The organism is Gordonia aquimaris (assembly GCF_026262595.1).
Taxonomy (GTDB): Bacteria; Actinomycetota; Actinomycetes; order Mycobacteriales; family Mycobacteriaceae; genus Gordonia; species Gordonia tangerina.
This window is the reverse complement of sequence record NZ_JAPKFM010000007.1, coordinates 140,278-166,230: the sequence shown is the minus strand read 5'-3', so window position 1 is coordinate 166,230 and position 25,953 is coordinate 140,278. Positions and strand designations below refer to the sequence as shown.

The 25,953-nt window shown below is 67.0% G+C and carries 27 protein-coding genes, 1 tRNA gene and 2 pseudogenes; 23 read left to right on the top strand and 7 right to left on the bottom strand.

Annotated features, from left to right (window positions below; all coding sequences use genetic code 11):
• Positions 1–15: 15 nt before the first annotated feature.
• The 13 genes from steA to OSB52_RS09635 all read left to right on the top strand — a co-directional run bounded on the left by steA (position 16) and on the right by OSB52_RS09635 (position 12,055).
• Complete coding sequence (gene steA / locus OSB52_RS09695) at positions 16–1,203, top strand: putative cytokinetic ring protein SteA (protein ID WP_235724276.1); 1,188 nt, start codon at positions 16–18, stop codon at positions 1,201–1,203.
• Positions 1,204–1,206: 3 nt separating this feature from the next.
• A complete protein-coding gene (locus OSB52_RS09690) occupies positions 1,207–2,142 on the top strand; it encodes a copper transporter (protein ID WP_266061489.1) in 936 nt (311 codons plus the stop codon).
• A gap of 134 nt (positions 2,143–2,276) precedes the next feature.
• Positions 2,277–4,046 carry a CTP synthase gene (pyrG, locus tag OSB52_RS09685; protein ID WP_235724274.1) on the top strand — a complete coding sequence of 590 codons (1,770 nt, stop codon included), beginning with the start codon at positions 2,277–2,279 and terminating at the stop codon, positions 4,044–4,046.
• Positions 4,043–4,705, top strand: coding sequence for an NUDIX domain-containing protein (locus OSB52_RS09680; RefSeq protein ID WP_266061488.1), 663 nt, complete (start codon positions 4,043–4,045; stop codon positions 4,703–4,705). Before pyrG ends, OSB52_RS09680 begins: the two co-directional genes overlap by 4 nt.
• 11 nt (positions 4,706–4,716) lie before the next feature.
• The gene (xerD, locus tag OSB52_RS09675; protein ID WP_235724288.1) at positions 4,717–5,643 is read left to right on the top strand and encodes a site-specific tyrosine recombinase XerD; all 927 of its coding nucleotides are present in this window, start codon (positions 4,717–4,719) and stop codon (positions 5,641–5,643) included.
• 119 nt (positions 5,644–5,762) lie between these two features.
• Positions 5,763–6,704 (top strand): ParA family protein, encoded by a 942-nt coding sequence (locus OSB52_RS09670; RefSeq protein ID WP_235724272.1) that lies wholly within the window; start codon positions 5,763–5,765, stop codon positions 6,702–6,704.
• Entirely contained in the window at positions 6,701–7,642 is a 942-nt protein-coding gene (locus OSB52_RS09665; RefSeq protein ID WP_266061487.1) for a segregation and condensation protein A, read from the top strand. Before OSB52_RS09670 ends, OSB52_RS09665 begins: the two co-directional genes overlap by 4 nt.
• The gene (gene scpB / locus OSB52_RS09660) at positions 7,639–8,388 is read left to right on the top strand and encodes an SMC-Scp complex subunit ScpB (RefSeq protein WP_266061486.1); all 750 of its coding nucleotides are present in this window, start codon (positions 7,639–7,641) and stop codon (positions 8,386–8,388) included. The genes OSB52_RS09665 and scpB overlap by 4 nt, the downstream gene beginning before the upstream one ends.
• A gap of 1 nt (position 8,389) precedes the next feature.
• Positions 8,390–9,406: a pseudouridine synthase gene (locus OSB52_RS09655; RefSeq protein ID WP_235724269.1), complete on the top strand. Its 1,017-nt coding sequence runs from the start codon at positions 8,390–8,392 to the stop codon at positions 9,404–9,406.
• Positions 9,403–10,131 carry a (d)CMP kinase gene (cmk, locus tag OSB52_RS09650; protein WP_266061485.1) on the top strand — a complete coding sequence of 243 codons (729 nt, stop codon included), beginning with the start codon at positions 9,403–9,405 and terminating at the stop codon, positions 10,129–10,131. Before OSB52_RS09655 ends, cmk begins: the two co-directional genes overlap by 4 nt.
• Positions 10,128–11,570, top strand: a complete 1,443-nt coding sequence (gene der, locus OSB52_RS09645) for a ribosome biogenesis GTPase Der (RefSeq protein WP_266061483.1) — start codon at positions 10,128–10,130, stop codon at positions 11,568–11,570. The genes cmk and der overlap by 4 nt, the downstream gene beginning before the upstream one ends.
• 42 nt (positions 11,571–11,612) lie before the next feature.
• Positions 11,613–11,876 (top strand): GlsB/YeaQ/YmgE family stress response membrane protein, encoded by a 264-nt coding sequence (locus OSB52_RS09640; RefSeq protein ID WP_235724266.1) that lies wholly within the window; start codon positions 11,613–11,615, stop codon positions 11,874–11,876.
• Positions 11,877–11,978: 102 nt separating this feature from the next.
• Positions 11,979–12,055, top strand: a tRNA-Pro gene (locus OSB52_RS09635).
• Positions 12,056–12,167: 112 nt separating this feature from the next.
• On the opposite strand, the gene OSB52_RS09630 is transcribed toward OSB52_RS09635, so the two are convergent.
• A complete protein-coding gene (locus OSB52_RS09630) occupies positions 12,168–13,523 on the bottom strand; it encodes a hypothetical protein (protein ID WP_266061482.1) in 1,356 nt (451 codons plus the stop codon).
• Positions 13,524–13,757: 234 nt separating this feature from the next.
• On the opposite strand from OSB52_RS09630, the gene OSB52_RS09625 reads away from it, so the two are divergent.
• The 7 genes and pseudogenes from OSB52_RS09625 (at position 13,758) to OSB52_RS09595 (ending at position 17,847) form a co-directional block, all read left to right on the top strand.
• A complete protein-coding gene (locus tag OSB52_RS09625; RefSeq protein ID WP_266061481.1) occupies positions 13,758–14,681 on the top strand; it encodes an ion transporter in 924 nt (307 codons plus the stop codon).
• 106 nt (positions 14,682–14,787) lie between these two features.
• Positions 14,788–14,910: pseudogene (locus OSB52_RS09620) on the top strand (DivIVA domain-containing protein); the annotation flags it as partial.
• A gap of 38 nt (positions 14,911–14,948) precedes the next feature.
• Positions 14,949–15,578, top strand: a complete 630-nt coding sequence (locus OSB52_RS09615) for a class I SAM-dependent methyltransferase (RefSeq protein ID WP_266061479.1) — start codon at positions 14,949–14,951, stop codon at positions 15,576–15,578.
• A gap of 65 nt (positions 15,579–15,643) precedes the next feature.
• Complete coding sequence (locus OSB52_RS09610; RefSeq protein ID WP_266061478.1) at positions 15,644–16,273, top strand: helix-turn-helix domain-containing protein; 630 nt, start codon at positions 15,644–15,646, stop codon at positions 16,271–16,273.
• Positions 16,274–16,380: 107 nt separating this feature from the next.
• Positions 16,381–16,968, top strand: a complete 588-nt coding sequence (locus OSB52_RS09605) for an RES domain-containing protein (RefSeq protein WP_266061477.1) — start codon at positions 16,381–16,383, stop codon at positions 16,966–16,968.
• Positions 16,969–17,034: 66 nt separating this feature from the next.
• On the top strand, positions 17,035–17,370 hold the full coding sequence (locus OSB52_RS09600; RefSeq protein WP_235724260.1) for a YnfA family protein: 336 nt from the start codon (positions 17,035–17,037) through the stop codon (positions 17,368–17,370).
• Positions 17,371–17,424: 54 nt separating this feature from the next.
• On the top strand, positions 17,425–17,847 hold the full coding sequence (locus OSB52_RS09595) for a nitroreductase family deazaflavin-dependent oxidoreductase (RefSeq protein WP_266061476.1): 423 nt from the start codon (positions 17,425–17,427) through the stop codon (positions 17,845–17,847).
• Between the two features lie 73 nt (positions 17,848–17,920).
• Here OSB52_RS09595 and ppsA read toward each other — a convergent pair whose 3' ends face one another.
• The 3 genes from ppsA to OSB52_RS09580 all read right to left on the bottom strand — a co-directional run bounded on the left by ppsA (position 17,921) and on the right by OSB52_RS09580 (position 22,223).
• On the bottom strand, positions 17,921–20,302 hold the full coding sequence (gene ppsA, locus OSB52_RS09590; protein ID WP_266061475.1) for a phosphoenolpyruvate synthase: 2,382 nt from the start codon (positions 20,300–20,302) through the stop codon (positions 17,921–17,923).
• Positions 20,303–20,313: 11 nt separating this feature from the next.
• Complete coding sequence (locus OSB52_RS09585; protein ID WP_235724257.1) at positions 20,314–21,153, bottom strand: pyruvate, water dikinase regulatory protein; 840 nt, start codon at positions 21,151–21,153, stop codon at positions 20,314–20,316.
• Positions 21,154–21,257: 104 nt separating this feature from the next.
• The gene (locus tag OSB52_RS09580) at positions 21,258–22,223 is read right to left on the bottom strand and encodes a helix-turn-helix transcriptional regulator (protein ID WP_235724256.1); all 966 of its coding nucleotides are present in this window, start codon (positions 22,221–22,223) and stop codon (positions 21,258–21,260) included.
• A 68-nt stretch (positions 22,224–22,291) separates the two neighbouring features.
• Here OSB52_RS09580 and OSB52_RS09570 point away from each other — a divergent pair.
• Positions 22,292–23,422, top strand: a pseudogene (locus OSB52_RS09570) (epoxide hydrolase family protein).
• A gap of 67 nt (positions 23,423–23,489) precedes the next feature.
• On the opposite strand, the gene OSB52_RS09565 reads toward OSB52_RS09570, so the two are convergent.
• Both OSB52_RS09565 and OSB52_RS09560 read right to left on the bottom strand, forming a co-directional pair.
• Positions 23,490–23,792 (bottom strand): hypothetical protein, encoded by a 303-nt coding sequence (locus OSB52_RS09565; protein WP_266061472.1) that lies wholly within the window; start codon positions 23,790–23,792, stop codon positions 23,490–23,492.
• Complete coding sequence (locus OSB52_RS09560; RefSeq protein WP_266061502.1) at positions 23,792–24,358, bottom strand: recombinase family protein; 567 nt, start codon at positions 24,356–24,358, stop codon at positions 23,792–23,794. Before OSB52_RS09560 ends, OSB52_RS09565 begins: the two co-directional genes overlap by 1 nt.
• A 354-nt stretch (positions 24,359–24,712) precedes the next feature.
• On the opposite strand from OSB52_RS09560, the gene OSB52_RS09555 reads away from it, so the two are divergent.
• Complete coding sequence (locus OSB52_RS09555; RefSeq protein WP_235724253.1) at positions 24,713–25,231, top strand: glucose-6-phosphate dehydrogenase; 519 nt, start codon at positions 24,713–24,715, stop codon at positions 25,229–25,231.
• Positions 25,232–25,308: 77 nt separating this feature from the next.
• Positions 25,309–25,692 carry a rhodanese-like domain-containing protein gene (locus OSB52_RS09550; RefSeq protein ID WP_235724286.1) on the top strand — a complete coding sequence of 128 codons (384 nt, stop codon included), beginning with the start codon at positions 25,309–25,311 and terminating at the stop codon, positions 25,690–25,692.
• 34 nt (positions 25,693–25,726) lie between these two features.
• Here the strand turns inward: OSB52_RS09550 and OSB52_RS09545 are convergent, their stop codons facing one another.
• Complete coding sequence (locus tag OSB52_RS09545; protein WP_235724252.1) at positions 25,727–25,930, bottom strand: YgaP family membrane protein; 204 nt, start codon at positions 25,928–25,930, stop codon at positions 25,727–25,729.
• Positions 25,931–25,953: the final 23 nt, after the last annotated feature.

Sequence of the window (25,953 nt, the reverse complement as noted above, 5' to 3'; positions counted from 1 at the left end):
TCGATCATGAGCGTCATGAAGATGCCTGCACTGCTCGCCCGCACCACCACCGAACTGCCTGGCGTCACCGGAATCGCCAGGATCGACAAGAACACTCGGCGCCTGCTCGACCGTGTCGGTCCGGGCGACATCGCCATCCTCGACGAGATCGATCTCGACCGGGTGACCGCAGACGCGCTCGTGCAGGCGAATGTGGTGGCGGTGGTCAATGCCGCCCCGTCGATCTCGGGTCGGTATCCCAACCTCGGTCCGGAGGTTCTCGTGGCCTCGGGGATCGTATTGCTCGACAACGTCGGCGATGAGGTGTTCAAGCGGGTGAAGGACGGCGCGAAGCTGCGCGTCGACAACAACCGCCTCTATGTCGGTGAGCGCAGGCTTGCGATGGGAACCGAACTGGCCGAGCACGACATCGCCGATATGATGATCGAGGCCAAGACCGGGCTGGTCGATCATCTGGAAGCGTTCTCCGGCAACACGATCGAGTTCATTCGAAGTGAATCGCCGTTGCTGATCGACGGTGTCGGCGTCCCGGATGTGGATGTGAATCTGGCGGGACGGCACGTGGTCGTGGTGGCCGACGGCCCCGACCGCGCCACCGACCTCAAGTCGCTCAAGCCGTTCATCAAGGAGTACTCGCCGGTGCTCGTCGGGGTGGGCGCCGGCGCCGACACCCTGATGAAAGCCGGCTACAAGCCCTCTCTGATCGTCGGCGACCCCGAGGAGATGAAGACCGCGACCCTGAAATCGGGTGCCCAGCTTGTCCTGCCGGCCGACACCGACGGCCACGCCCCGGGCCTTGCCCGCATCCAGGACCTCGGTGTGGGCGCGACGACGTTCCCAGCCGCCGGGGGTGCAGCCGACCTCGCATTGCTGCTCACGGACTACCACGGCGCAGATCTGATCGTGACTGTCGGCTACGGGGGTACGCTCGACGACTTCTTCGACCGTTCACGACGGGAGAGCAATCCGTCGACCTTCCTCACCCGCCTCAAGGTGGGTCCGAAACTGGTTGACGCGAAGGCGGTCGCCACGCTGTATCGCAGCCGGGTGTCCGGTGCGGCCATCGCATGCGTGATCCTAGCCGCGCTGATCGCCGTGATCGCGGCGATCATGTTGTCCAACATGGGTCCTGAGATCATCGACTGGTCGGTAGCGCAATACCACCAGGCCGTGGACTGGGCCCAGGGAGTGTGGAACAGGTAGTCGATGATCTCACTACGCCAGCACGCGATCTCCCTCGCCGCGGTCTTTCTGGCGCTGGCGTTGGGACTGTTCCTGGGATCGGGATTCGTCGGAGACCGGGTGAACTCGTTGACCGGCGCATCCCGGGACCGCATCGGCGATCTCGAGGCCGAACGCGATCACCTGAACGAACAGCTCAACGCCGCCAACAGCTTCGACGCGGCGGTCGCGCCCCGTCTGATCAGCGGTGCGCTCGCCGATCAGTCGGTCCTCGTGGTGACCGCACCGAACGCCGCGGATACCGATGTCGATGCGGTCAAGGAAGCACTGTCGACGGCGGGTGCACGTTTCGCCGGGCAGATCGCATTGACCGACGAACTCGTCACCGATCAGAACGCGGAACAACTGCGCACCATCGTCGATCAGACCATACCCGCCGGCACGACCCTGCGAGCCGAGCTGACGGACTCAGGCGGCCGCGTCGGGGACCTACTCGGTGCACTGCTGTTACATCCCGAGGGACGAACGGCGGCCGACGCCGCCGACATCCGGCTCGGATTGCAGGCGCTACGGGAGGGTGGCTTCATCGCCGCAGCCGACCGGACGATGTCGGGAGCCGACCTTGTCGTGGTGGTGACCGGCGATGCGCTCGGCGACGACGCGGGTGCACAGGGCCAGCTGGTGGCCCGGACCGCGGCGGCCATGGCCGCCCGTGGACAAGGCGGTGTCCTGGTGGGGCGTGCAGGCTCGGCCGAGGGTGGGTCGCCGATCGCGGTCGTGCGCTCGGATCCGGCGTTGGGCAACGCGGTGTCGACCGTGGACAACGTCGACCAGCAGACCGGGCTGATCACGGCGGTGTTGGCGCTGGCCCAGGAGTCCGACGGGCAGACCGGCGCCTACGGCACCGGGGCAGGCGCCCGGGCGATCACCGTCGGGGCGGCCCCGGGCCCGGCCGCGTGAGGGCAGATCGGTGCCGAGCCGGTGTCGTGGCAGTCGAACCGTCCGCGAGGTGTTACCCTGGAGTCCCGTAGGTAATCAGGGTTTTCTGGCCTGGATCGGCCGACGGGAGACGCATTTTGCGACCACTGCGCCACATGCACGATGGCACCAAACACATCTTCGTGACCGGCGGTGTCGCGTCGTCCTTGGGTAAAGGACTGACCGCATCGAGTCTCGGACAACTGCTCACCGCACGTGGCCTGCGCGTCACGATGCAGAAGCTCGACCCGTATCTCAACGTGGATCCGGGCACCATGAATCCGTTTCAGCACGGCGAGGTCTTCGTCACCGAGGACGGAGCCGAGACCGACCTCGACGTCGGCCACTACGAACGATTCCTGGACCGCAACCTGTCACAGTCGGCCAATGTGACGACCGGGCAGGTCTATTCGACCGTCATCGCCAAGGAACGTCGCGGGGAGTATCTCGGCGAGACCGTTCAGGTGATCCCGCACATCACCGACGAGCTCAAGGCCCGGGTGCTCGCGATGCGCGAGCCCGGGGAAGACGGCGAGGCCCCCGACGTCGTCATCACCGAGATCGGCGGCACCGTCGGTGACATCGAGTCGCAGCCGTTCATCGAGGCGGCCCGACAGATCCGTCACGACGTCGGTCGTGACAACGTGTTCTTCCTGCACGTCTCGTTGGTCCCGTATCTGGCGCCGTCCGGCGAACTCAAGACCAAACCCACGCAGCATTCGGTGGCCGCGTTGCGCAATGTCGGTATCCAACCCGACGCGCTGATCCTGCGATGCGATCGGGAGGTCCCTGAGGGGCTCAAGAAGAAGATCGCATTGATGTGCGATGTCGAGATCGAAGGTGTGATCTCCACCCCCGACGCCCCGTCGATCTACGACATCCCCAAGGTGCTGCACCGGGAGCAGCTCGACGCCTATGTGGTCCGCAAACTGGGTTTGCCGTTCCGCGACGTCGACTGGACCGAATGGGGTGAGCTGCTGCGGCGGGTGCACGATCCGCGAGAGACGGTGACGGTCGCCCTGGTCGGCAAGTATGTCGACCTGCCCGACGCCTACCTGTCGGTCACCGAGGCCATCCGCGCCGGCGGTTTCGCATGGAAGGCACGTACCGAGATCAAATGGGTGCCTTCCGATGAGTGCGCGACCCTGGAAGGCGCGCAGGCCGCGCTCGGTGACGTGCACGCAGTGCTGATCCCAGGCGGTTTCGGTATCCGGGGCATCGAGGGCAAGGTCGGTGCGATCGCATATGCCCGCAAGCGCAAGATCCCGCTGCTGGGATTGTGCCTCGGCCTGCAGTGCGTGGTGATCGAGGCCGCACGCAGCGCGGGACTCGATGGTGCCAGCTCCGCCGAGTTCGACCCCGACACGCCCTATCCGGTGATCTCGACGATGGCCGATCAGACCGAGGCGGTCGCCGGCGAGGCAGATCTTGGCGGCACGATGCGGCTCGGTGCCTATCCGGCGCACCTGGAGCGGGGCAGCGTCGTGGCGCGGTCGTACGGTGCCACCGAGGTATCCGAACGTCACCGTCATCGCTACGAGGTGAACAACTCCTATCGGGACAAGATCGCGGCGGCGGGTCTGGTTTTCTCCGGCACCTCACCGGACGGACACCTGGTGGAGTTCGTCGAGTACCCGAAGTCGGTGCATCCGTTCCTCGTGGCCACTCAGGCGCACCCGGAGCTCAAGAGCCGGCCCACCCGGCCGCATCCGCTGTTCCGCTCGTTCATCGAGGCTGCCCTGAAATACAAGGCCGAGGAACGTCTGCCTGTCGATCTCGGCGACTACGACGACCAGTCGGCCGACGATGCTGCTGCGATCGACGAGATATCGGGTACCGAGCTCGCCGGCGCGGACGAAGTCGGTGACCGGGAACCCAGCGCTTGAGCGGCAGGGCTGCGGCCGACGGCCCAGACGCGCCGGGCGGCCACGAGTTCGCCGTGCGGGGCACCCGCACGGTCTACGACGGTGCGATCGTGACCCTGCGCGTCGACGACGTGCAGATGCCGGGAGGCCGTGTCGCCGAACGTGAGGTGGTGGAACACTACGGCGCGGTCGCCGTGGTGGCACGTGACGAACAGGGACGCATCGCGATGGTGCGCCAGTACCGGCATCCGATCGGTCGGCGACTGTTGGAACTTCCGGCCGGTCTGCTCGACGCAGGCCCCGACGAGACGCCCCTGGAGGCCGCGCAGCGCGAACTAGCCGAGGAGGTGGATCTGGCCGCCGACCGTTGGCAGGTGCTCGTCGATCTGGCGCTGTCCCCGGGATTCACCGATGAGGCGTTGCGGCTCTACCTCGCCGAGGGTGTGCGGGTCGTCGATACCGCAGAGCGCCACGACGAGGAGGCCGACATGGCGGTGGAATGGGTAGCGCTCGACGACGCGGTCGACCGTGTGCTCGCCGGAGAGATCGTCAACGCGACGAGTGTCGCCGGGATCCTCGCGGTCGCCGCCGCCGAGGCGCGCGGCGCCACGCTGCGTGCGGTCACCGCGCCGTGGCCGGACGAACCGACGGCGCTGCGCGAGCGCCGGCCCACGCGGTGAGTGCTGCCACCGTGCCCACCGACACCGCCGCCGAGCACGTAACCCGTTATCTGGACCATCTGACGGTGGAGCGCGGGGCGGCGCCCAACACGGTCAACTCCTACCGACGTGATCTCGCGCGCTACGAGCAGTTCCTGAACGCACGCGGGATCGACGGACTCGACGAAGTGGCCACTGATGATGTCCGCGAATTCCTCGTCGAACTGCGGCGCGGTGACCCCGACGCCGGGCTCAGTCCGCTCGCCGACAGCTCCATCGCGCGAACGCTGGTGGCGGTGCGAGGGTTCCACAAGTTCGCGACTGCCGAGGGCATCGTGACCACCGACGTCGCACACGCGGTGCGTCCGCCGCGTCCCGCGCGTCGGCTACCCAAATCACTGCCCGTCGACGACGTGCTGGCGATCCTGGAGTCCGCCGGTGCCGACGATCAGCCGCGCGGACTTCGGGATCGAGCGTTGCTCGAGTTGCTCTACAGCTGCGGCGCGCGCATCTCGGAGGCGACCTCGCTGGACGTCGACGACATCGACACCGACGCCCGGGCGGTGCGGCTGCGCGGCAAGGGGGGCAAGGAACGGGTGGTGCCCGTCGGTGGTCCCGCGGTCGAGGCCCTCGAGGCGTACCTCGTACGTGGCCGTCCCACGTTGGTCCGCCGATCGGAACCGGCACTGTTCCTGAACGTGCGCGGAGGGCGGCTGTCGCGGCAGAGTGCGTGGCAGGTGCTCGTCGACGCGGCGCAACGGGCCGGACTCGACACCGCGGTGTCGCCGCACACGCTGCGCCACAGCTTCGCCACCCATCTGCTCGACGGTGGTGCCGACGTACGTGTGGTCCAGGAGCTCCTCGGTCACGCCTCGGTGACGACCACCCAGGTGTACACATTGGTGACGGTGAACACCATGCGTGAGGTGTACGCCACGGCCCATCCGCGGGCCCGGTGAGCGCCGATCGGCAGGACGCCCTGTTTTCCATCGGCGATGCTCCGCAGGATCAGGCATCCGACCCACTAGGCTGGCAGGAACGCGTTGCGGTCGAGAAAAATGAAGGGAGCTGCGGACACGTGAGCACCCCGGGGGCACCGCGGTCAGCCGCCCACGAGCAGTACCGCATACCGGTCTCGCCGTCGCACGACTCGGACGAGGACGCCGAGCACCACAACGAGATCGGGCCCACCGGCCGCCCGTACCGGGAGATCCCGGATCCGAGACCACTCGACCGGCACGGTCCGGCCACGGTCGTCGCGGTGTGCAACCAGAAGGGCGGCGTCGGCAAGACGACGTCGACGATCAACCTCGGCGCCGCCCTCGCGGAATGCGGGCGACGGGTGCTGCTGGTGGATCTCGACCCGCAGGGCGCGTTGTCGGCCGGGCTCGGCGTGCCACATCACGAACTCGAGCAGACCGTCTACAACCTTCTCGTCCCGCCGCAGGCGGCAACCGACGATGTCCTGATGCGTACGCGTGTCGAGGGCCTGGATCTGTTGCCGAGCAACATCGACCTGTCGGCCGCCGAGATCCAGCTGGTCACCGAGGTGGGCCGCGAGCAGTCATTGGGACGTGCGCTGCATCCGGTGCTCGACCGTTACGATTTCGTCCTCATCGACTGTCAGCCGTCGCTGGGGCTGCTCACGGTCAACGCGCTGGCCTGCGCGGACACCGTCATCATCCCGATGGAATGTGAGTACTTCAGCCTGCGCGGGCTCGCCTTGCTGACCGACACTGTGGACAAGGTGCGCGACCGGCTCAACCCCCGACTGACCTTGGGCGGCATTCTCGTCACCATGTTCGACGCCCGCACGCTGCATTCGCGTGAGGTGATGTCGCGAGTCGTCGAGGTATTCGGCGATGCCGTCTACGACACGGTGATCAGTCGCACTGTGCGGTTCCCGGAGACCAGCGTGGCTGGTGAACCGATCACCTCCTGGGCGCCCAAGTCGGCGGGCGCGAACGCGTATCGTGCGCTGGCGCGCGAGGTCATCGCCCGCGACGACGAATCGGCATGACCGACGGCTCGCCCGGTGCCGACCCGGCCGCGGTCGAGACCATCGCAGCCGACGTCAGCGATCTGGCCGCCGCCGATCGGCTGCCCAGTCGACCGGAAACGGCGCCCAGTCAACCGGATACGGGGGGGCCTGAGGGGTCCGAGGAGAAGCCGACCGGCTTCCAGGTGCGCCTACCCAACTTCGAGGGTCCGTTCGACCTGTTGCTCAACCTGATCAGCCAGCATCGCCTCGACGTCACCGAGGTGGCCCTGCACGAGGTGACCGACGACTTCATCGCCTACACGCGTGACCTGGGCGCCGAGGTGGGACTCGAGCAGACCACCGAATTCCTGGTGGTCGCCGCGACCCTGCTCGACCTCAAGGCCGCTCGGCTGCTGCCGTCCGGAGAGGTCGACGACCCCGAGGATCTGGCGTTGCTCGAAGCGCGCGACCTGCTGTTCGCCCGCCTCCTCCAGTACCGCGCCTACAAGCAGGTGGCCGCTCTGTTCGGCGAGCTGGAAGCAGCAGCGCTGCAACGCTATCCGCGTTCGGTGTCGCTCGAGAAGCAGTTCGAGGAGCTGTTGCCCGAGGTCACGCTCGGGGTGGACGTCCGCGGATTCGCCGGTGTGGCCGCGTCCGCGTTCACACCCCGCCCCACACCGACGGTCGGATTGGATCATCTGCATGACAGCCATCGGGTGTCGGTTCCCGCACAAGCCCGCCGGATCGCCGATCTGCTCACCGCCCACCCCGGTGCATGGCTGACCTTTCACGACCTGACCGTCGAATGTGCCGACGGGCTGGAGGTGGTCGGAAGTTTCCTGGGCCTACTCGAGTTGTACCGCGAGCGGGCCGTCGCGTTCGAGCAACCCGAGGCCCTCGGCGACCTGCGGGTCAGTTGGACAGGGGACCGCACCGTGGAGGAATTGAGTATGGACACCGCAGAGGACTACGGATGACCGACCAGACAGACGCCGCCGCGGACCCGGCGACCGAGCAGGCACTGTTCGCCGAGAACGCCGAACCCGCGCTCACCGATGCTCGTCTGCGATCCGCCCTCGAGGCGGTTCTGCTGGTGGTCGACACCCCGGCGACCGTGGCGGAACTCGCCTCGGCGGTGGATGAGGATCCGGCCCGCGTCCGAACGATGGTGACCCGGATGTCAGAGGAGCTCACCACTGCCAACAGCGGCATGGATCTGCGTTACGCCGGTGACGGTTGGCGCTACTACACGCGAGCCGAGTACGCGCCGTATGTCGAGCGGTTGTTGCTCGACGGGGCCCGGTCGAAGCTCACCCGCGCCGCCCTGGAGACGCTGGCAGTGGTCGCCTACCGGCAGCCGGTGACCCGAGCGCGGGTGAGCGCGATCCGCGGCGTCAACGTCGACGGTGTGATCCGTACCTTGGTTGCCCGCGGCCTCATCAGCGAGGTGGGGGCCGACCCGCAGACCAGTGCGATCACATATGCGACGACCGAATTGTTCCTCGAACGCCTCGGGCTGGCATCGCTGTCCGAGCTCCCGGACCTGGCTCCGCTACTTCCCGACGTCGACGTCATCGACGACCTCGATGACGAGATCTCGTCGGATCCACGATTCGCCAAACTCGGTGCTCACCGGTCAGACTCGACAGAGAACATCTCGTCCGGATCGGACGTCGACGACCGGTCGGCGCCCGATTCGGGCACCGACGATCAGGATCGATGACATGGCATCCGCTAGCCGAGACGGCACACCGGGCCCGCGCAAGAAGTCGGCGCGCGGTCAAAACACGGGCAAGACGACCCGCAAGGCCGGCGCCAAGGGCGCAGGGGCCAAAGGTGCGGCCAAACGAAACCCGCAGGTCGCGGGTGGCTCCACGAAGAAGACCCACCGCAAGGGTTCGTCGAAACCCGACGTGACGTCGGGCAAGGTGCGGCTCAACAACGCCAAACCTGCACGACATCAAAACGTCGACGTCCAGGCCGCCGAATCCGGCGCCACCTACGTCAGCGACGGTGTGCGGTTGCAGAAGGTTCTCGCTGCGGCCGGGGTGGCCTCGCGGCGCGGGGCCGAGGAACTCATCGCCGCCGGGCGCGTGGAGGTCGACGGCGAGATCGTCACCGAACAAGGCCTGCGCATCGACCCGGACACCGCGGTGATCCGGGTGGACGGGGCCCGCGTCATCATCGACGAAGACAAGCAGTACCTGGCCCTCAACAAGCCCAAGGGCTGGCAGTCGACGATGTCCGACGATCAGGGTCGACCCTGCGTCGGCGACATCGTCGCCGAGCGGGTGATGGCCGGGCAACGGCTGTTCCACGTGGGCCGGCTCGACGCGGACACCGAGGGGTTGCTGCTGCTCACCAACGACGGCGAGCTCGCGCACCGACTGATGCATCCCTCTTATGAGATCCCGAAGACGTATCTGGCCACGCTGCGCGGCGAGGTGCCGCGTTCGCTGGGCCGCGTACTCAAGGGCGGCGTCGAACTCGAAGACGGGCCGGTGTCGGTCGACTCGTTCACGCCGGTCGAGGTCCACGAGGGGCAGTCGTTGGTGCGCATCACATTGCATGAGGGACGCAACCGCATCGTGCGTCGGATGATGGAAGAGGTCGGTTTCCCGGTGACCGCGCTGGTACGTACTCACGTCGGCGCTGTCGCGTTGGGGGAGCAGCGCCCGGGCAGTCTGCGTGTGCTCGGGAAGAACGAGGTCGGCGCGTTGTACAAGGCGGTCGGACTGTGAGCGAGGCAACGGTGCGCGGCGGCGCTCCGGGTCACGGCGACGCAGCGGGCACACGTGTGATTGCTCTCGACGGGCCGGCCGGCACCGGCAAGTCGACGGTGTCCAAGGCACTCGCCGATCGGGTGGGTGCGCGAGTCCTCGATACCGGTGCGATGTACCGGGCCGCCACCCTTGCGGTATTGAATGCCGGTGTGTCGCTGCAGGACCTGCCTTCGATCGAGGACGTGGTGCGTGGCGCCGACATCCGTCTCGACATCGCCGACCACGGCTGCGTGAGTTATCTCGACGGTGTCGACGTCTCTGCGGCCATCCGTACCGATCGGGTGACCGACGCCGTGTCTGCGGTATCTGCGGTTCCGGCGGTGCGCACCAAACTCGTCGCGGTCCAACGCCGAGAAGCCCAGGGCGCTTTCGTCGTGGTGGAGGGCCGCGACATCGGCACGGTGGTCTTCCCGGACGCCGATCTGAAGGTGTTCCTCACCGCGACGCCCGAGGCGCGAGCGGTCCGTCGGCACAAGCAGAATGTCGCGGCCGGTCGACCGAGCGATTACGACGAGGTGCTCGTCAGCGTCAATAGGCGTGATCACCTCGACTCGACGCGTGCCGTATCACCGCTGCGGCCCGCAGACGACGCGGTGATCGTGGACACCAGCGACCTGACCCTCGACCAGGTGATCGACACTCTCGGCGGCCTGGTCCGCGACCGGATCGGAGTGCAGTCGTGACCGAACACAGTGGCGTGGGGGAGGAACTCACCCTTCCCGGTGACGGAACCTGGAATGACGAGTCCGATTGGGAGCTCGGCGATCTCGGTGCCGACGGGCAGCTGATCGACGCCACACCGGTGCCGGTGGTGGCCATCGTCGGACGCCCCAACGTGGGCAAATCGACGTTGGTCAACCGTATTCTGGGGCGTCGCGAGGCAGTGGTCGAGGATATCCCCGGCGTGACCCGGGACCGCGTGTCCTATGCCGCGAGCTGGTCGGGTCGACGATTCACCGTGGTCGACACCGGCGGCTGGGAACCCGATGCCAAGGGGCTGCAGCAGGCGGTGGCCACCCAGGCCGAATACGCCATGCAGACTGCCGACGCCATTGTGTTGGTGGTCGACGGAACGGTCGGCGCCACGAGTACCGATGAAGCCGTCGCGCGGGTGCTGCGCCGGTCGAAGACGCCGGTCGTGCTGGTGGCGAATAAGATCGACAGTGAACGTGCCGAAGCCGATGTCGCCACGCTGTGGTCGCTGGGACTGGGCGAGCCGTTTCCGGTGTCGGCGGCACACGGCCGCGGCGCAGGGGATCTGCTCGACGTGATCCTCAACATGTTGCCCTCGACACCACGCGAGGCGCCCGCACTGGGCGGCCCACGCCGTGTCGCGCTGGTCGGAAAACCCAACGTCGGCAAGAGCTCGTTGCTGAACAAGCTCGCCGGCGCCGAACGCTCGGTGGTCGACAACGTCGCCGGCACGACCGTGGATCCGGTGGACGAGTTGATCGAACTCGGCGGTGAGACATGGCAGTTCGTCGATACGGCAGGCTTGCGTCGCAAGGTGCGCACCGCCAGCGGGCACGAGTACTACGCGTCGCTGCGAACACGCGCCGCCCTCGACGCGGCCGAGGTCGCAATCCTGCTCATCGACGCGTCGGAGCCGATCACCGAGCAGGACCTGCGGGTGCTGTCGATGATCATAGAGAGCGGCCGGGCGCTGGTGATCGCATTCAACAAGTGGGATCTCGTCGACGAGGACCGGCGTTACCAGTTGGACAAGGAGATCGACCGCGACTTGGCGCGGGTGCCGTGGGCGCGGCGGGTCAACATCTCGGCCAGCACGGGACGTGCCGTGCAGAAGCTGGTGCCGGCACTCGACGGGGCGTTGGAGTCATGGGACAAGCGGATTCCCACCGGCCGGTTGAACAACTGGCTCAAAGAGGTGATTGCCGCAACACCGCCACCGCTGCGTGGGGGGCGGCAGCCGCGGGTCATGTTCGCCACCCAGGCCGCGACCCGGCCGCCGACGTTCGTGTTGTTCACGACCGGATTTCTGGAGGCCGGCTACCGTCGATTCCTGGAACGTCGACTGCGCGAGGAGTTCAACTTCGACGGTTCGCCGGTGCGGATCAACGTCCGGGTGCGCGACAAGCGCGAGCAACGCCGCAAACGCTGACCGTGCACGGCTACGGCCGGTGGGCATGCGATACTGCCACTCGTGCTCATCATCGGAATCATCCTGTTCGGAATGCTGATCGGCGCGGGTGCGCAACTCATCCTCGGGAAGGGCGCCAAGGGGATCGACTGGGGTCTGGCCATCGTTGCCGGACTCGTTGGCTCCTTTGTCGGTGGCCTGCTCATCAGCCTGCTGTCCGGTGACGGTCTGAACTTCCGGGCCAGCGGAATCATCGGCTCCATCGTCGGCGCCATCCTGATCACGGCCGGCTGGATGTACGCCAAAGGCCGCTCCGCGGCAAACTGATCTGTCCATCCGGTCAGCATCGTTCCGCAGCGCTCTGACCAGGCGATTGGATAGAAACGGTGCTTGTCGGCTAATGTCGTCAAGGCCCCGCTCGCGGGGTAACGGGCTGTGGCGCAGTTTGGTAGCGCACTTGACTGGGGGTCAAGTGGTCGCAGGTTCAAATCCTGTCAGCCCGACCATCAGGAACCCCTTCGACCAGCGTCGGAGGGGTTCCTTTGTATTTGTGTGGCCTTGTCTCTCGGGCCCCTTGTCTCTCGGGCCCCTTGTCTCTCGGGCCACAGCGCGCTGCGGTCAGCCCCGCCAGCCCGGCGTCACACCTGCCGACCCGCAGCCCAGACGGTCGAAGGCCGCGGCCGACTGGTAGTACCGGCCGACGGGGAGGTAGTGCCCCATCGTCGCCTTCTCCTGTCCGGGGGTCGCGCGCTGCACCGAAGCCGGGAAGCTCGGGTCGGGCAACATGTTGCGGAGCAACACCATCGTCTGCTGACGGCCACCGGCCGGTAGCCAGGTGACCCCGCATTCGGTGGTGGCGGTCGACGGGCGGGCGTCGACGGCAGAGATCACGATCGTGTAGTAGCCGAACTCGTCGACGGGGATCTCCTCGTCGTGGGCGCAGCCCAGGTACCCGGTGGTGGGGAGATCCTCGGTGCAGATCGACCAGTATCGGACCTGGCCGGTCCCCATGGTCGGTGTGCCGTCGGCGGTGCGCGGCGCGGTCGGCGCCCGGCCACGCAACACCAGTATCGGACCGAATCCGGCGTCCGCGTTGGAGACGACGTACTTGTTGTCGGGGTTGTCGAAGAAGCCGCCATCCCCGAAGCGGTCGGCGAGGGGGCCGATGACCTGGCCGCCGACGGTGCGTCGGGCCACGCCGTCCGCGACCGCCTGCGCGAGCCCGGTGAACTTTCCCCAGCCCGGCGGATCGTCGCCGTAGGTCCCGGCCGGGTCGGTCACCGCGGCAGTAGGCGCCCGGCCGAGGTCGGAGATGCCGGTGTCCACTGCGGTGGGTGCGGCGCCGGGACACGGTTCGAGGGTGCGGCGCGCGCCGCCGGCCTCCACCGCGACGAGATTCGGGAGCGGGACACCGCCGGCCTGGTCGGCACCGTCGTCCGGCACGTAGACGCGCCAGACCACGATCGCCAATCCCGGCGGTGAGGTACGTAGTCCGTCGGCGCTTGTGGTGTAGAGGGTGTTGTCCGGGCGCCCGGCCCGTGGCGCGGCGCCGTCCACGAGCCGCACGGTGAAGTCGCGGTGCGCCGAGGTACGGTCGGCGCCCGGCAGATACGGGTTGACCCCACCGTCATCGGGGCCGATAGCGGTGTCATACAGCCCGTCCACCGACTGGGTCGTGGCCGAATAGGTGGTGACCGAGAAGTACCGGGCATGCGGATACCGGCCGCTGATCTCCACGTGGCCACCGGTGGGGATGCGGACCACACTGGCCCAGTACGACGCCGCCGAATCCGGGAAGGCGATGTTGTTGGCGTCGGTGGCGAACTTCGTCGGCCACGCACAGCCGACGAGCCGCGGCAGATCCGCCTGGGCGGTGGTCGGCGGCGCGAGGATCGTCGCCACGCCGGCAACCGCGAGTGTGCACAGCCACCGGAGCAGGCCATGGGTCGGTCGGCGGCGGTGGGTGCAACTCACCTTGGTCATCGTAGGGCCCAGCGACTGGCTGCGAGGATCTTCGTCGTGCCGGCCGCCGCAGTGCGGTCGAGGCGTTCGAGCAGCTCGGCGGTGAGGCGATCCGATGACGTCGTGACGGTCGCCATCGGATCGCTTGCTAGGGTCGTCCCTGGTCGGCAGGCGTTCTGCTCGGCCGGTCCAGCCCCAGCCCGGCACTGAGGGCACCTCGTTGCCGCTGCATTCTTCGATGAGGCCATGAAACGCATAGAGCGCCCCGATACCCGGTTCATCTCCGACGACGATCTCGACGTCGCCCCCTGGCGACTGAGGCTGGAGCGGTGGATCGAATCCCCGCGCGTGCAGTGGTTTGTGGTCGGGGTGATCGCGTTCAACGCCGTGGTACTCGGTGCGCTGACGACTTCGTGGGGCCGGGGGAGTGGGCATTGGGTCCTCAGCCTGCTGGACAACGCCTGTCTGGCGATCTTCGTCTGCGAGATCTCCTGCAAGCTGATCGCGGTGGGGCCCAGGTTCTTCCGGTCGGGATGGAACATCTTCGACTTCGTGGTGGTCGCAGTCTCACTGGTCCCCGCCTCCGGTGCGAGCAGTGCGCTGCGCGCCATTCGGGCATTACGGATTCTGCGACTGGTGTCGGCGTTCCCGCAGATGCGTCGGGTGGTGGCCGCGGTGTTCGCCGCAGTACCCGGGATGATCTCGATCATCGCGTTACTGGGTCTGGTCTTCTACATCGCCGCGGTGATGGCCACCAGCATGTTCGGCGAGAAGTTCCCCGAGTGGTTCGGCGATCTGGGTGCCTCGGCGTACACGCTGTTCCAGATCATGACCCTGGAGAGCTGGTCGATGGGTATCGTCCGGCCGGTCATGGAGGTCTACCCGTGGGCGTGGGCGTTCTTCGTCCCGTTCATCGTGCTCAGTGCGTTCACCGTGCTCAATCTCTTCCTGGCCGTCATCGTCGACTCGATGCAGGCCATCCAGCGCAGGGACGATCCCGACGCCGAGTCGAGCGAGGCCGCCGGTACCGCGGCCTCGGCCGCACCGGCCCTATCCGGCGAGGAGACGGCCGAACTACGGCAGGAGATCGCCGACCTCCGGACGACGATCACCCTGCTACACGCCGAACTGCGGGCCGGTGAAGACGACCGCCTCGCAGATCCGCGCTGAGCAGGCGGTGCCGGTGTGGCACGCCCTTGACGAGCGCAGCTGACCCTCGTCCGGCCGGCCAGCCCGGATAGAACGTGAGGCCGGCGGGATTTGCCAGAATGGGCGGGTGCTCACCCCGGACGACATCCGCAACGTCGCATTCGCCAAGCCACCCATAGGCCGACGTGGCTACAACGAAGACCAGGTCGACTCATTCCTCGACGACGTCGAGACCACCATGCGCGAACTCTACGCACGGTTGGCACGCTACGAGGGGGAGCGGCCGACGTGACGTCGACACCCGGGAACTCCCGACCGACCACGTGGCGCGAGATCGTCGCCGCAGATCCCGGCCACTCCCACCGCTATCGCGAGCGATTTCGTGAGCTCGCGGCACGTGGCCAGGACATCGACGGTGAAGCACGTCTGATCGACGCCATGGTACGGCGCGGCGCGCATGTTCTGGACGCCGGGTGCGGCGCCGGACGGCTCGGTGGATACCTCCACGCCGCAGGGCATTCCGTGGTGGGTGTCGACGTGGATCCGGTGCTCATCAACGCTGCCCGCACCGACTACCCGGGCCCGACCTGGCTAGTCGGTGACCTCGCCGAACTCGGTCTGCCCGCAGCCGGGATCGACACCGCGTTCGACATGATCGTCAGTGCGGGAAACGTCGTCACCTTCCTCGCCCCCGACGACCGACGCACGGTCCTCGCCCGGTTCGCCGAGCATCTCGCGCCCGACGGGCGCGTCGTGGTCGGTTTCGGAGCGGGCCGAGGTTACGCGTTCGACGAGTTCCTCGCCGACGCCGCCGCCGGAGGTCTGGTGAGTGAGGTGTTGCTGTCGGCATGGGATGTCCGGCCGTTCACAGCGCAATCCGATTTCCTGGTTGCGGTGCTGCGGCGTTCCGCACCGTGATCGCGCCCAAACTTTCGCAACTTGTTTTACTTGTTTTGCCCTTGTAGGTCCATACAATGGAGGGCATGCCTGCCACGACCACGCCCGGTGACGACCGCACCACGAGCCGGCGGGCGTCTCGGGCCGAGAATGCGTCAGTTGGGCACCGCGGTCGAGCAACGTCGACCGCTTTCACGGAGGCTCTGAGTGACACACTGAGCAGTGTTCCCAAACCCGCCCGCGACAGTTTCCTGCGCAGCGTCACCGGCGACGACCAACTCGACAGTTCCCTGTGGGGACGGGGTCCGTCGGCGACGCAACGCAAGCAGGCGGCGCTGGAGAATCTGCGCCGGCAGTTCGCCGCCCGGTCGGCGGTGCTCGAGTACTCGCTGACCCGTGCCGAGGCAGCTGACCTGCTCGAGGTGTCCGAGCAGGCGGTACTCGACCGCATCAAGGCCGGCGACCTGCTCGGGTTGAAGAAGGGCCGGGAGTGGCGGCTTCCGCTGTGGCAGTTCAACGCCGGCTGCGCCCGCGGCTTCGTCCCCGGGCTGGCACGGCTACGGGACTCGTTTCCCGGCGGTGTGGTGTCGCTGACCGAGTGGGCAGCCACCCCCAACGTCGACCTCGACGGCGCGACGCCCACCCAGGCGTTGGCCGCCAACCGGATCGACGACGTGATCGCGGTCGCGGCCACCAGCACCTCGGCGGCGTGGTAGCCGCCCTTGCGGCACCCGTTCGCCCGGTCAGCGGGGGACGGGCCTGGACTTGGCGATGGCGTGACCCGACCCCGGCCCACCCGTGGTATTGGTGTCGGATCTACCACGTGTCCGGACACACGTCGGACGGTGCCGCGCACAGGACGTTCAGTCCGCTTTACCGACTCGATCACCACATCCCGACCACGTCGGGTGCCGCGCGCAACTGCCCGGACGATCGATCGATCCTCTACGTGGCCGGCACTCTGGCCACGGCATTCGGCGAGGTCTTCGGTGATCTGCGGGCTGCGGCCGTCTGCCCGAATCACCGGGTGGCGCTGGTGAAGCCGACGTCGTCGATCACAGTGCTCGATCTTCGAGGCGAGGGGGCGGCCATGCGGATCGGCGCTCTTCCGTCGCTGGCGACCGGTGACTATCCGCGCGTACGGACACAGGAATGGGCTCGAGCGATCTTCGAGGACCAGCCCGTGGCGCGTCGGGAGGTGCGTGGTGTCTACTACCACGCCGCCCACTCCAACGGTCGCGCTCTGGCGTTGTGGAACACCGACGATCACGTCGAGGTCGTCTCGGCCGCTGACGGTCGGGCTCAGGACTTCGCCCTGAACTCCGCGAGTATGTGGCCGCGGGTCGTCGAGGCCGCTGTGTCGCTCGGGATGCAGGTCGACCTCGTCGAGCGGTGTCCGCGCTGTCGGTGATGCTCGGCCGACACCGGTCAGACCGCCACACCTCGCCTCCCGGCGCGCAGCTGATAGAACACAGCCATGACGGTCACCAAGTCGATCCTGCTCTTCGTCCTCGCCGCTCTGCTCGAGATCGGTGGCGCGTGGCTCGTCTGGCAGGCGGTGCGCGAGCACCGCGGCCTGTTGTGGGCCGGGCTGGGCGTCATTGCCCTGGGCGCCTACGGCTTTGTCGCCACCCTGCAACCCGACGCGAACTTCGGGCGGATCCTGGCCGCCTACGGTGGGGTCTTCGTCGCCGGCTCCCTTGCCTGGGGAATGGCGCTCGACGGCTATCGCCCCGACCGCTGGGACATCGCCGGGGCGGCCATCTGCCTCGTGGGCGTCGCAGTGATCATGTACGCGCCCCGGGCGTCCTGACGTGCTGCGGCACCCGGTGGAATGACGAAGGCGACGCCGACGTTGTCGATTGGCATGAGCGATCAACCAGAACTCAGCCCCGAGGGGTGGGTACGCGACCAGACCGAGAAGATCCTGGAACAGGGCACCACGGACGGCGTCCAGGTGATGGACCGCCCGATCGTCTTGTTCACCACCACCGGGGCGAAATCGGGCAAGAAGCGTTACGTCCCGTTGATGCGGGTCGAGGAAGACGGCAAGTACGCGATGATCGCGTCCAAGGGCGGGGCGCCCGGGCACCCGTCCTGGTACTTCAACGTCAAGGCCCATCCGCAGATCACGGTGCAGGACGGGACAACGGTGCGCGAACTCACCGCGCGTGAGGTCGATGGCGCCGAGCGCGAGCACTGGTGGGATCTGGCGGTTGCCGCCTATCCGCCGTACGCGGATTACCAGACCAAGACCGAGCGCCGGATCCCGGTGTTCGTGCTGGAGTGAGCTGACACCCCGGAGTCGACTTGCTGCTCCCAACGCCTTTGACCCCGCGAAAGGCGTTGGGAGCAGTTGCTTGTCAGCCGAGCTTCGCCAGCCGCGTCCAGGTGTCGACCACGGTGTCCGGATTCAGCGACATCGACTCGATACCTTGCTCCAGTAACCATTCAGCGAGGTCGACGTGATCGCTCGGACCCTGCCCGCAGATACCCACGTACTTGCCGCGCGCCTTGCATGCCGAGATCGCCGCGGCGAGCATGTGTTTCACGGCCGGGTCACGTTCGTCGAACGAGTCGGCGACGAGCGCGGAATCACGGTCCAGGCCGAGCGTCAGCTGCGTCATGTCGTTGGAGCCGATGGAGAACCCGTCGAAATGGTCGAGGAAGGCGTCGGCGATCACCGCGTTGGACGGCACCTCGCACATCATGATCACTTCGAGTCCGTTCTCGCCGCGGCGCAGGCCGTGCGAGGCGAGCAGCGAGATCACCCCTTCGGCTTCGGCGAGCGTGCGGACGAACGGGATCATGATCTTGACGTTGGTCAGGCCCATCTCGTCGCGGACGTACTTCAGGGCCGCACACTCCATGGCGAAACAGTCCGCGAAGTCCTTCGACAGGTACCGCGACGCGCCGCGGTAGCCGATCATCGGGTTCTCCTCGTCGGGCTCGTAGAGTTCGCCGCCGACCAGCTTCGCGTACTCGTTGGACTTGAAGTCCGACATGCGCACGATCACCGGGTGCGGCGCGAACGCGGCGGCGATCGTCGCCACCCCTTCGGCCACTCGGTCGACGAAGTACGCCCGGGGGCTCTGATAGGCCGCGATCGCCTCGCCGATCTGCTCTTTGAGTGGTCCCTCGAGGGTCTCGAAATCGAGCAGGGCCTTGGGATGGATTCCGATCTGGCGGTTGATCACGAACTCCAGGCGGGCCAGCCCGACACCGTTGTTCGGGAGGCGGGAGAACGCGAACGCCTGCTCCGGTGTGCCGACGTTCATCATGATCTTCGTGCTGATCTCGGGCATCGCCTCGATGGACGACTCGGTGACGTCGAAGTCGAGCAATCCGTCGTAGACGTATCCGGTGTCGCCCTCGGCACACGAGACGGTCACCTCGCGGCCGGCCTCGAGTGACCGCGTGGCCCCGCCGGATCCGACGACTGCCGGGATACCGAGCTCACGGGCGATGATCGCGGCGTGACAGGTCCGTCCGCCGCGGTTGGTCACAATGGCGCTGGCGCGCTTCATGATCGGCTCCCAGTCGGGGTCGGTCATGTCCGCGACCAGCACCTCGCCGGCCTGGAACTCGTGCATCTGTTCCACCGACTCCAGCACCCGGACGGCTCCCGCGCCGATGCGTGCGCCGATCGCCCGACCTTCGACGAGGACATCGCCGGTCTCGTTCAGCCGGAACCGTTGCTGGCCGGTCACCGCCGCCCGCGACTGCACCGTCTCCGGGCGCGCCTGCAGGATGTAGAGCTCGCCATCCACGCCGTCCTTGCCCCACTCGATGTCCATCGGGCGCCCGTAGTGCTCCTCGATCAGCAACGCCTGGCGGGCGAGCGCCTCGACCTCCGCGTCGGTGAGGCTGAGGACGCGGCGATCGGCGGCGTCCACATCGACGAACTCGGTCGTCCGGCCCACCGAACGATCGTCGGTGTAGATCATCTTGGTGGCCTTCGACCCGATACCGCGCTTGAGTACGGCCGGACGGCCGGCGCGCAACGCCGGCTTGTAGACATAGAACTCGTCGGGGTTCACCGCGCCCTGGACGACCGCTTCACCCAGGCCGTAGGAGGACGTCACGAACACGGCGTCGGCGAAACCCGACTCGGTGTCGATGGTGAACATGACTCCCGACGTGCCGATGTCGGAGCGCACCATCTGCTGCACGCCCGCCGACAGGGCGACCGCGTCGTGCTCGAACTCGTGGTGCACCCGGTAGGCGATGGCGCGGTCGTTGTACAGCGATGCGAACACTTCGCGCATCGCCTGCAGGATCGCGTCGATCCCGCGCACGTTGAGGAACGTTTCCTGCTGTCCGGCGAACGATGCGTCCGGCAGGTCCTCGGCGGTCGCGCTCGATCGCACTGCGAACGACGCCTCGTCCGATCCACCCGACAACTCGGCGAACGCGGTCCGGATGTCGTCCTCGAGGTCGGCGGGGAACGGCTGATCCATCACCGCCGCCCGGATCTCCTTGCCGGTCGCGGCAAGTGCCTGCACGTCGTCGGTGTCGAGGCCGGCCAGACGCGCGCTGATGCGGTCCGCCAGGCTGGTGCCCGCGGCATCGGGTTGATTCACGAACCGGCGATATGCGTCGGCGGTGGTCGCGAACCCGTTGGGGACCCGGACCCCGACGTCGGTCAGGTTGCGGACCATCTCGCCGAGAGACGCGTTCTTCCCGCCGACCTGCTCGAGGTCGGCGAGGCCGAGGTCGGCGAACCACCGGACATTGCTGTTCATGAACTGACTCCTCAGTTGTCAGGGTGGGGCCTGCGGGCGAGCACCTGCAGGATGAGGGTGGACATCTCCTCAACGGATTTCGCCGAGGAGTCGATGACGGGTAGGTCGTGCGTGCGGTAGAGCTCCTCCGCGCGTTTGAGTTCGTACGTACACTGCCGCAGCGACGCGTATGTCGAATCCGGGCGACGCTCCGTCCGGACCGCGCTGAGGCGGGCCGCGGTCGTGATGATCCCGAAGCACCGGTCCTGCAGGTGCCGGATCGGACGTGGTAGGTCGGTGCTGACGAGATCCTCGTCGACGAGCGGATAGTTCGCGACGCGCAGGCCGTGCTGCAGCGCGAGGTACATGGTCGTCGGGGTCTTGCCGCACCGGGATGGCGCCACCAAGATGACGTCCGCCTTGTCCAGCGTGCGCACACTCTGGCCGTCGTCGTGCTCGATGGCGTACTCGACCGCCTGCATGCGAGCGTTGTAGCGCTTGACGTCCCCGACACCATGCAGACGGGCAGGTGTCCGGGCGCCCCGGGTTCCCAGGATCGCCTCAACTTGCTGCATGTGCATGTCGAAGAAATCGATCAGGGGTGCCCGGGTCTGTTGCAGTTCGACGCGGACGTCGTCGAGTGCAGCCGTGACGAAAACGAGTGGTGTCATCCCGCGGTCCACGGCCGCATCGATCCTTCGCACGACCTCGCGGGCGTCGTCGGCGGTGGTGATGAACGGGATCAGCGTCCGGTCGAAGCGATGATCGGGAAAGTGCAACAGCAGAGCATTGCCCATGGTCTCTGCGCTGATCCCGGTGCTGTCCGAGAGGAAGAAAACCGGGATCAGGTCACCGGTATACGTCTCACTCACTCGGTCATTTCCCATCGGCCGACGTCACGTTGTGCCCTCTATCGTGGCGCAGGCGTTTCGTCGGCTGTCGGGCAGGTCGCTTTACCAGCTGTTGGTGTGCCCGTTCACGGCTGTTCGGACCCGGCGACTGCTCTCACATATCGCTGCGAGATCAGCTGGAGACGGGGGATGAGTTCGGCGGGGGACTCCACCGTGAAATCCATCATCAGCATGCCGATATACGCGGCAACGGTGTCGAGGCTGTCGGCTCCGGTGACCAGAACACAACGGTGCTCGTCGATGGGTTCGACGGCTCCGACGGCCGGGTTGATCCGCGCCAGAACGTCCTCGGCGGGGGCGTCGACACGAAGACGCGCATGCACGTTCCAGCCGCTCTCGGCGATCGTGCGCATCGCGAAAGCCGTGTAGTCCCCGCCGGGCAGCGGCTGAGGGTCGAAGCGGCGTCGCGTTGGCATCCGCAGGCCCATCCGGTCGATTCGATACGTCGTCCAGGTGTCCGTGCGGGGATCCCGGGCGATCAGATACCACCGGCGTTGCCAGCACAGCAGGCGGTACGGCTCCACCAGCCGGGGTTGATCGTCGTAGTCGAAACGCAGCCATTCGACGTCGCGGATGGCCGCGGCGATGGCCTGCAGGACCGACGTCTGGACGTGCGGGTCGGGGGCATCGGTGCCGGTGTTCTCCGGTCCGTGCTCCACGCTTGTACGGATCGCGTCGATGGTGGGCCGCAGCCGCGCGGGGAGAACCTGCTCCAGCTTCGCCAGAGCGCGGGTCCCGGCCTCTTCGACACCTGCGATCCCCACGGCTGCGCGCAGTCCGACAGTGACCGCGACGGCCTCCTCGTCGTCGAGCAGCAGCGGTGGCAACCTGCCTCCGGAACCGAGCCGATACCCGCCGGCGGCGCCCCGGGTCGCGTCGACGGGATACCCCAGCTCACGCAGCCGATCGATGTCATGCCGGATGGTGCGGGTCGAGACGCCGAGACGGTCGGCGAGTTCGGTACCCGAACATTCCCGGTGCGTTTGGAGCAGGGAGAGGAGTCCGAGCAGGCGCGCGGTGGGATCGGCCATCAGAAATCCTCGTGACTCGGGTCGCTATTAGGAACATATCCTACCTAATTGAGGAATACCGTCGTGACATGACCACAACAACGCTCACCGTCCAACCGTTCACCGTCTCCGTCTCGGATGCCGAAATCGCCGACCTCGACGATCGCCTTGCCCGTACCCGCCTGCCCCAACCGTCGCCGACCGACGACTGGGACGCGGGAACCCCGAATGACTAGCTGCGCGAGGCCGTCGATGCATGGCGCAGCTTCGACTGGGCCGCAGCAGAATCCCGGATCAACGCGGTCCCGCACTTCACCACCGAGATCGACGGACAGATCATTCATTTCATCCATGTCCGTTCCGCCGAGCCGGACGCCACCCCACTCGTGCTGGCGCACACCTATCCCGGCTCGAGCGTCGACTATCTCGACATGATCGACCTTCTCGTCGACCCGGTCGCCCATGGCGGTCGTCCCGAGGATGCGTTCGACATCGTGATTCCCGACGCCCCGGGATTCGGGTACTCGCAGCCGGTCGCCGCCGGGTGGACCACAGCCCGGGTGGCCGCCGCGTACGACACCCTGATGCGTGGCCTGGGCTATGAGAACTACGGAATCCACGGCTCCGACAACGGCGCGCTCATCGCGCGAGAACTCGGGCTTCTCAACCCCGAAGGCTTTCTGGGACTACATGTTCTGCAACTGTTCTCGTTTCCCTCGGGCGATCCGGAAGAATTTGAGAAGCTCGAGCCGGCCGACTACGCCGGCCTCGAACACATGCAGTGGTTCCAGTCCGTCGGAGGCTACAACACGATGAACGCCTCCCGGCCCCAGACCGTCGCGGTGGGTCTCAGCGACTCGCCGGTCGGGTTGCTCGCCTACAGCGAGCTGTTCAACTCGTTCGGCAACGGAACCTCACTGGTCCCGCTGCAGACGATCCTGCTCGAAGTCAGCGTCAACTGGTTCGCCAATGCAGCGTCCGGGATGAGCCGCAGCTACCTCGAGAACGCGCGGGCGTCGGCCGAGCCGCGGGTGAACGCCGCACCCACCGGTGTTGCGGTGTTCGCCAGCGACTTCCAGACGATCCGCGTCTTCGCCGAACGCGACAACTCGAACATCGTGCACTGGAGTCGGTTCGACGAAGGTGGGCACTTCGCCTCACTCGAGCGGCCGGACCTGGTCGCCGGTGACATCCGGGAGTTCTTCGCGCGTCTGCGATGAGTGACGGTGCCGTTGAGCGACCGTGAGCTCTCGCGCGATCTCCTTGTTGGAGTATCGATCGGACACCTCAGTCGACCGCGTGCCGCAGGTACCCGTACAGGGCCGCGCGATATCCGCGCGTATAGCTCGGTTCCTCGTCGTCAGGATCCGGTTCGACCGCCATCGTCGAGGACGCATGGTGCCGCGCCCACGGCGGCGGAAAACCGCAGAGCCGCTCGTTGGCGTCCTCGAAGCCCTTCTGAAAGAGGTCCGGGTCGAGGTGCCCGTCGAGTTCGTGGTCGACGATCGGGAACGACGTGGGCAGGCGGGTGACGACGCCGTGGGGGGTGACGATGTCCAGGTCGAGCGAATCCTCGTCGCCGCGGGTCATCAGGCCGACCGCCGTTCGGCCAGTGTGCGGTACAGCGTGGCACGACTGACGCCGAGCGCCGCCGCGATCGTCGGCATGGGCTGCCCTTCGGCGCGCATCCGCTCCGCGACTGCGATCTGGTCGTCACCGAGGGCCCGGGGTCGTCCGACGGACGGGCCACGGTTGCGTCGGGACGAAACGGTTGGCGCGCGGTCCGGCCGGAGTTCCTCGTCGAGTTCAGCGAGCGAGGCGAGCACTCCGACGATCATCGCGCCGGCCGGGTCGTCGGTGTCGAGACCCTCACGCAGCGACCGCAGACCGATCTGTCGCTCGGTGAGATCGCGCGCGGTCGCCATCACCTCGGGTGCGGATCGGCCGAGTCGATCGATACCGGCGACCACGGTGATATCGCCGGGGCGTGCGTAATCGAGCAACGCCGTGAAGCCGGGTCGCCGCTGCATGCGGGTGATCGCAGCGAACACGTCGCTGTAGATCCGCGCCGGTTCGACTCCCGCGTCGGTCAGCGCGTCGATCTGCGATTCCAGTGTGTGGGCTGCGGTGCCCGCACGCGCGTACCCGAGCAGCATGCCTGGGTATCCGCTCACCTCGTCCGGCTTCATGGCCCGAACTCTATCTCAAAATATCTCAAAACCGTCTCGCGACGCGCCGCGGCGTTTTTGAGATGTCTGTTGTTCTTCGCTGGAATCGCTAGTAGGACATCACACCATGCCGTTCGCGAGTCTCAGAACGTCGAATGAACGGTGGGTCATTATGAGACTGATATGAGACGAGCGCATCGCGATCGAAGGTTTCGGCCGCGGTCCGCGGGCGGGCCGGGTGCCGGACATACGAGTTCGGCATTCTCCCGAGATCGGGCATCTGTCGGCGTAACGTCGAGGGCACGCTGCAGCCAGGGCGAATCGAACGAAAGGCGCGGTGCTATGGGTGAGGAGCAGGCGGCAGACGACCCGCTGTTCGATTTCATCGATGAGATCCTGCGGGGGCATTTCGGACCCGAGTACAGCTCCGACACGACGACGGACCGCCGCCATGTGGAACAGCTGCTCACCGACGACACCAGGCGTCGGGTGGAGGAGTCCCGGGCGGCCGCCGTCGAATGGGGACGAGCCGAGGTCGCCGGCGAGGTGGTGATCGCGTCGGACCGGCTGGTGATCACCTCGCACGGACTGGTGTATGCAGCGGGTATGAGTTCTTCGGGCGGGCACCAACCGCTCTATTACCTGGCCACCCCGGTCGAACTGTTCGAGTCCATGGTCGAGCGCGTCGACGCCACATCGCTGCAGCGTGGCTCCATGGCGGCCGTCGACGACCGGTTCGGCCATGAACTGTCGTTTCCGTGGCCACTGGACACGGGTCTCCGGCATATGCTCGATGCCCACCACGCACTGCACCTGGACCTGGCCGAGCACGAGGGCGCAGTCCCGTCGGCTGACGCGTAGTCGTGATGTCCGGCTCGAACGGCAGCGGGAACGGGAGGGGTGTGCGCGGAAGGCGGAGATGGATTCTCGCGCGCGTGATGCTCGCACTTGTCGCCGCGGCGACGGCTCTGGCCGGTTGTGGCGCGTCGGGTGGCGGCGCCGGATCGGGCACTTCGTCATCGACGATGCCGGACGACGCGGTGGTCATCGACGTGCGTACCCCGGCGGAGTTCGAGTCCGGTCATCTGCGCGGCGCCCGCAACATCAATCTCGCATCCGGCGACTTCGTCGAGGTGATCGCGGCACTGCCGGTCGACGTGCCCTACGTGGTCTATTGCCGTACGGGAAATCGATCGGCCCAGGCCGTGGAGATCATGAGATCGACTGGCTTCGCCGACGTCACCGACGCCGGCGGTCTCGACGACGCGCAGGTGAGTACCGGTCTACCCATCGAATCCAGCTCGCCTACCCCGCCCGGTTGATCGTCGACGCGAGCGGGTGGCGGTCAACCGATGGTCAGCGGAACGCGCAGCCGCTGGTGACCCCGAACCGCTTGAGGATCATCGCCGCCGGGCAGAAACCCGTGACGCTCGACTGCAGCAGATTCAGCCCGACGAAGCCGACGAGCAGCAGCCACCACGGCGAGAACGCGGCGCTCAAGATCGCGCCGAGCAGGGTCATCGTGCCCGCGATGGCGAAGACGCCACGGTCGATGTTCACGGTCCAAACCTCCATGTGTATGC

What these genes read in the sequence shown, in the direction of transcription:
- scpB (WP_266061486.1), top strand. Translation starts at nt 7,639, where the DNA reads ATGACCGACCAGACAGACGCCGCCGCGGACCCGGCGACCGAGCAGGCA.
- pyrG (WP_235724274.1), top strand. Translation starts at nt 2,277, where the DNA reads ATGCACGATGGCACCAAACACATCTTCGTGACCGGCGGTGTCGCGTCG.
- OSB52_RS09555 (WP_235724253.1), top strand. Translation starts at nt 24,713, where the DNA reads ATGGGTGAGGAGCAGGCGGCAGACGACCCGCTGTTCGATTTCATCGAT.
- OSB52_RS09625 (WP_266061481.1), top strand. Translation starts at nt 13,758, where the DNA reads ATGAAACGCATAGAGCGCCCCGATACCCGGTTCATCTCCGACGACGAT.
- OSB52_RS09565 (WP_266061472.1), bottom strand. Translation starts at nt 23,792, where the DNA reads ATGACCCGCGGCGACGAGGATTCGCTCGACCTGGACATCGTCACCCCC.
- OSB52_RS09665 (WP_266061487.1), top strand. Translation starts at nt 6,701, where the DNA reads ATGACCGACGGCTCGCCCGGTGCCGACCCGGCCGCGGTCGAGACCATC.
- OSB52_RS09580 (WP_235724256.1), bottom strand. Translation starts at nt 22,223, where the DNA reads ATGGCCGATCCCACCGCGCGCCTGCTCGGACTCCTCTCCCTGCTCCAA.
- OSB52_RS09595 (WP_266061476.1), top strand. Translation starts at nt 17,425, where the DNA reads ATGAGCGATCAACCAGAACTCAGCCCCGAGGGGTGGGTACGCGACCAG.
- OSB52_RS09610 (WP_266061478.1), top strand. Translation starts at nt 15,644, where the DNA reads ATGCCTGCCACGACCACGCCCGGTGACGACCGCACCACGAGCCGGCGG.
- OSB52_RS09655 (WP_235724269.1), top strand. Translation starts at nt 8,390, where the DNA reads ATGGCATCCGCTAGCCGAGACGGCACACCGGGCCCGCGCAAGAAGTCG.
- OSB52_RS09550 (WP_235724286.1), top strand. Translation starts at nt 25,309, where the DNA reads ATGCTCGCACTTGTCGCCGCGGCGACGGCTCTGGCCGGTTGTGGCGCG.
- steA (WP_235724276.1), top strand. Translation starts at nt 16, where the DNA reads ATGAAGATGCCTGCACTGCTCGCCCGCACCACCACCGAACTGCCTGGC.
- ppsA (WP_266061475.1), bottom strand. Translation starts at nt 20,302, where the DNA reads ATGAACAGCAATGTCCGGTGGTTCGCCGACCTCGGCCTCGCCGACCTC.
- OSB52_RS09690 (WP_266061489.1), top strand. Translation starts at nt 1,207, where the DNA reads ATGATCTCACTACGCCAGCACGCGATCTCCCTCGCCGCGGTCTTTCTG.
- OSB52_RS09560 (WP_266061502.1), bottom strand. Translation starts at nt 24,358, where the DNA reads ATGCTGCTCGGGTACGCGCGTGCGGGCACCGCAGCCCACACACTGGAA.
- OSB52_RS09600 (WP_235724260.1), top strand. Translation starts at nt 17,035, where the DNA reads ATGACGGTCACCAAGTCGATCCTGCTCTTCGTCCTCGCCGCTCTGCTC.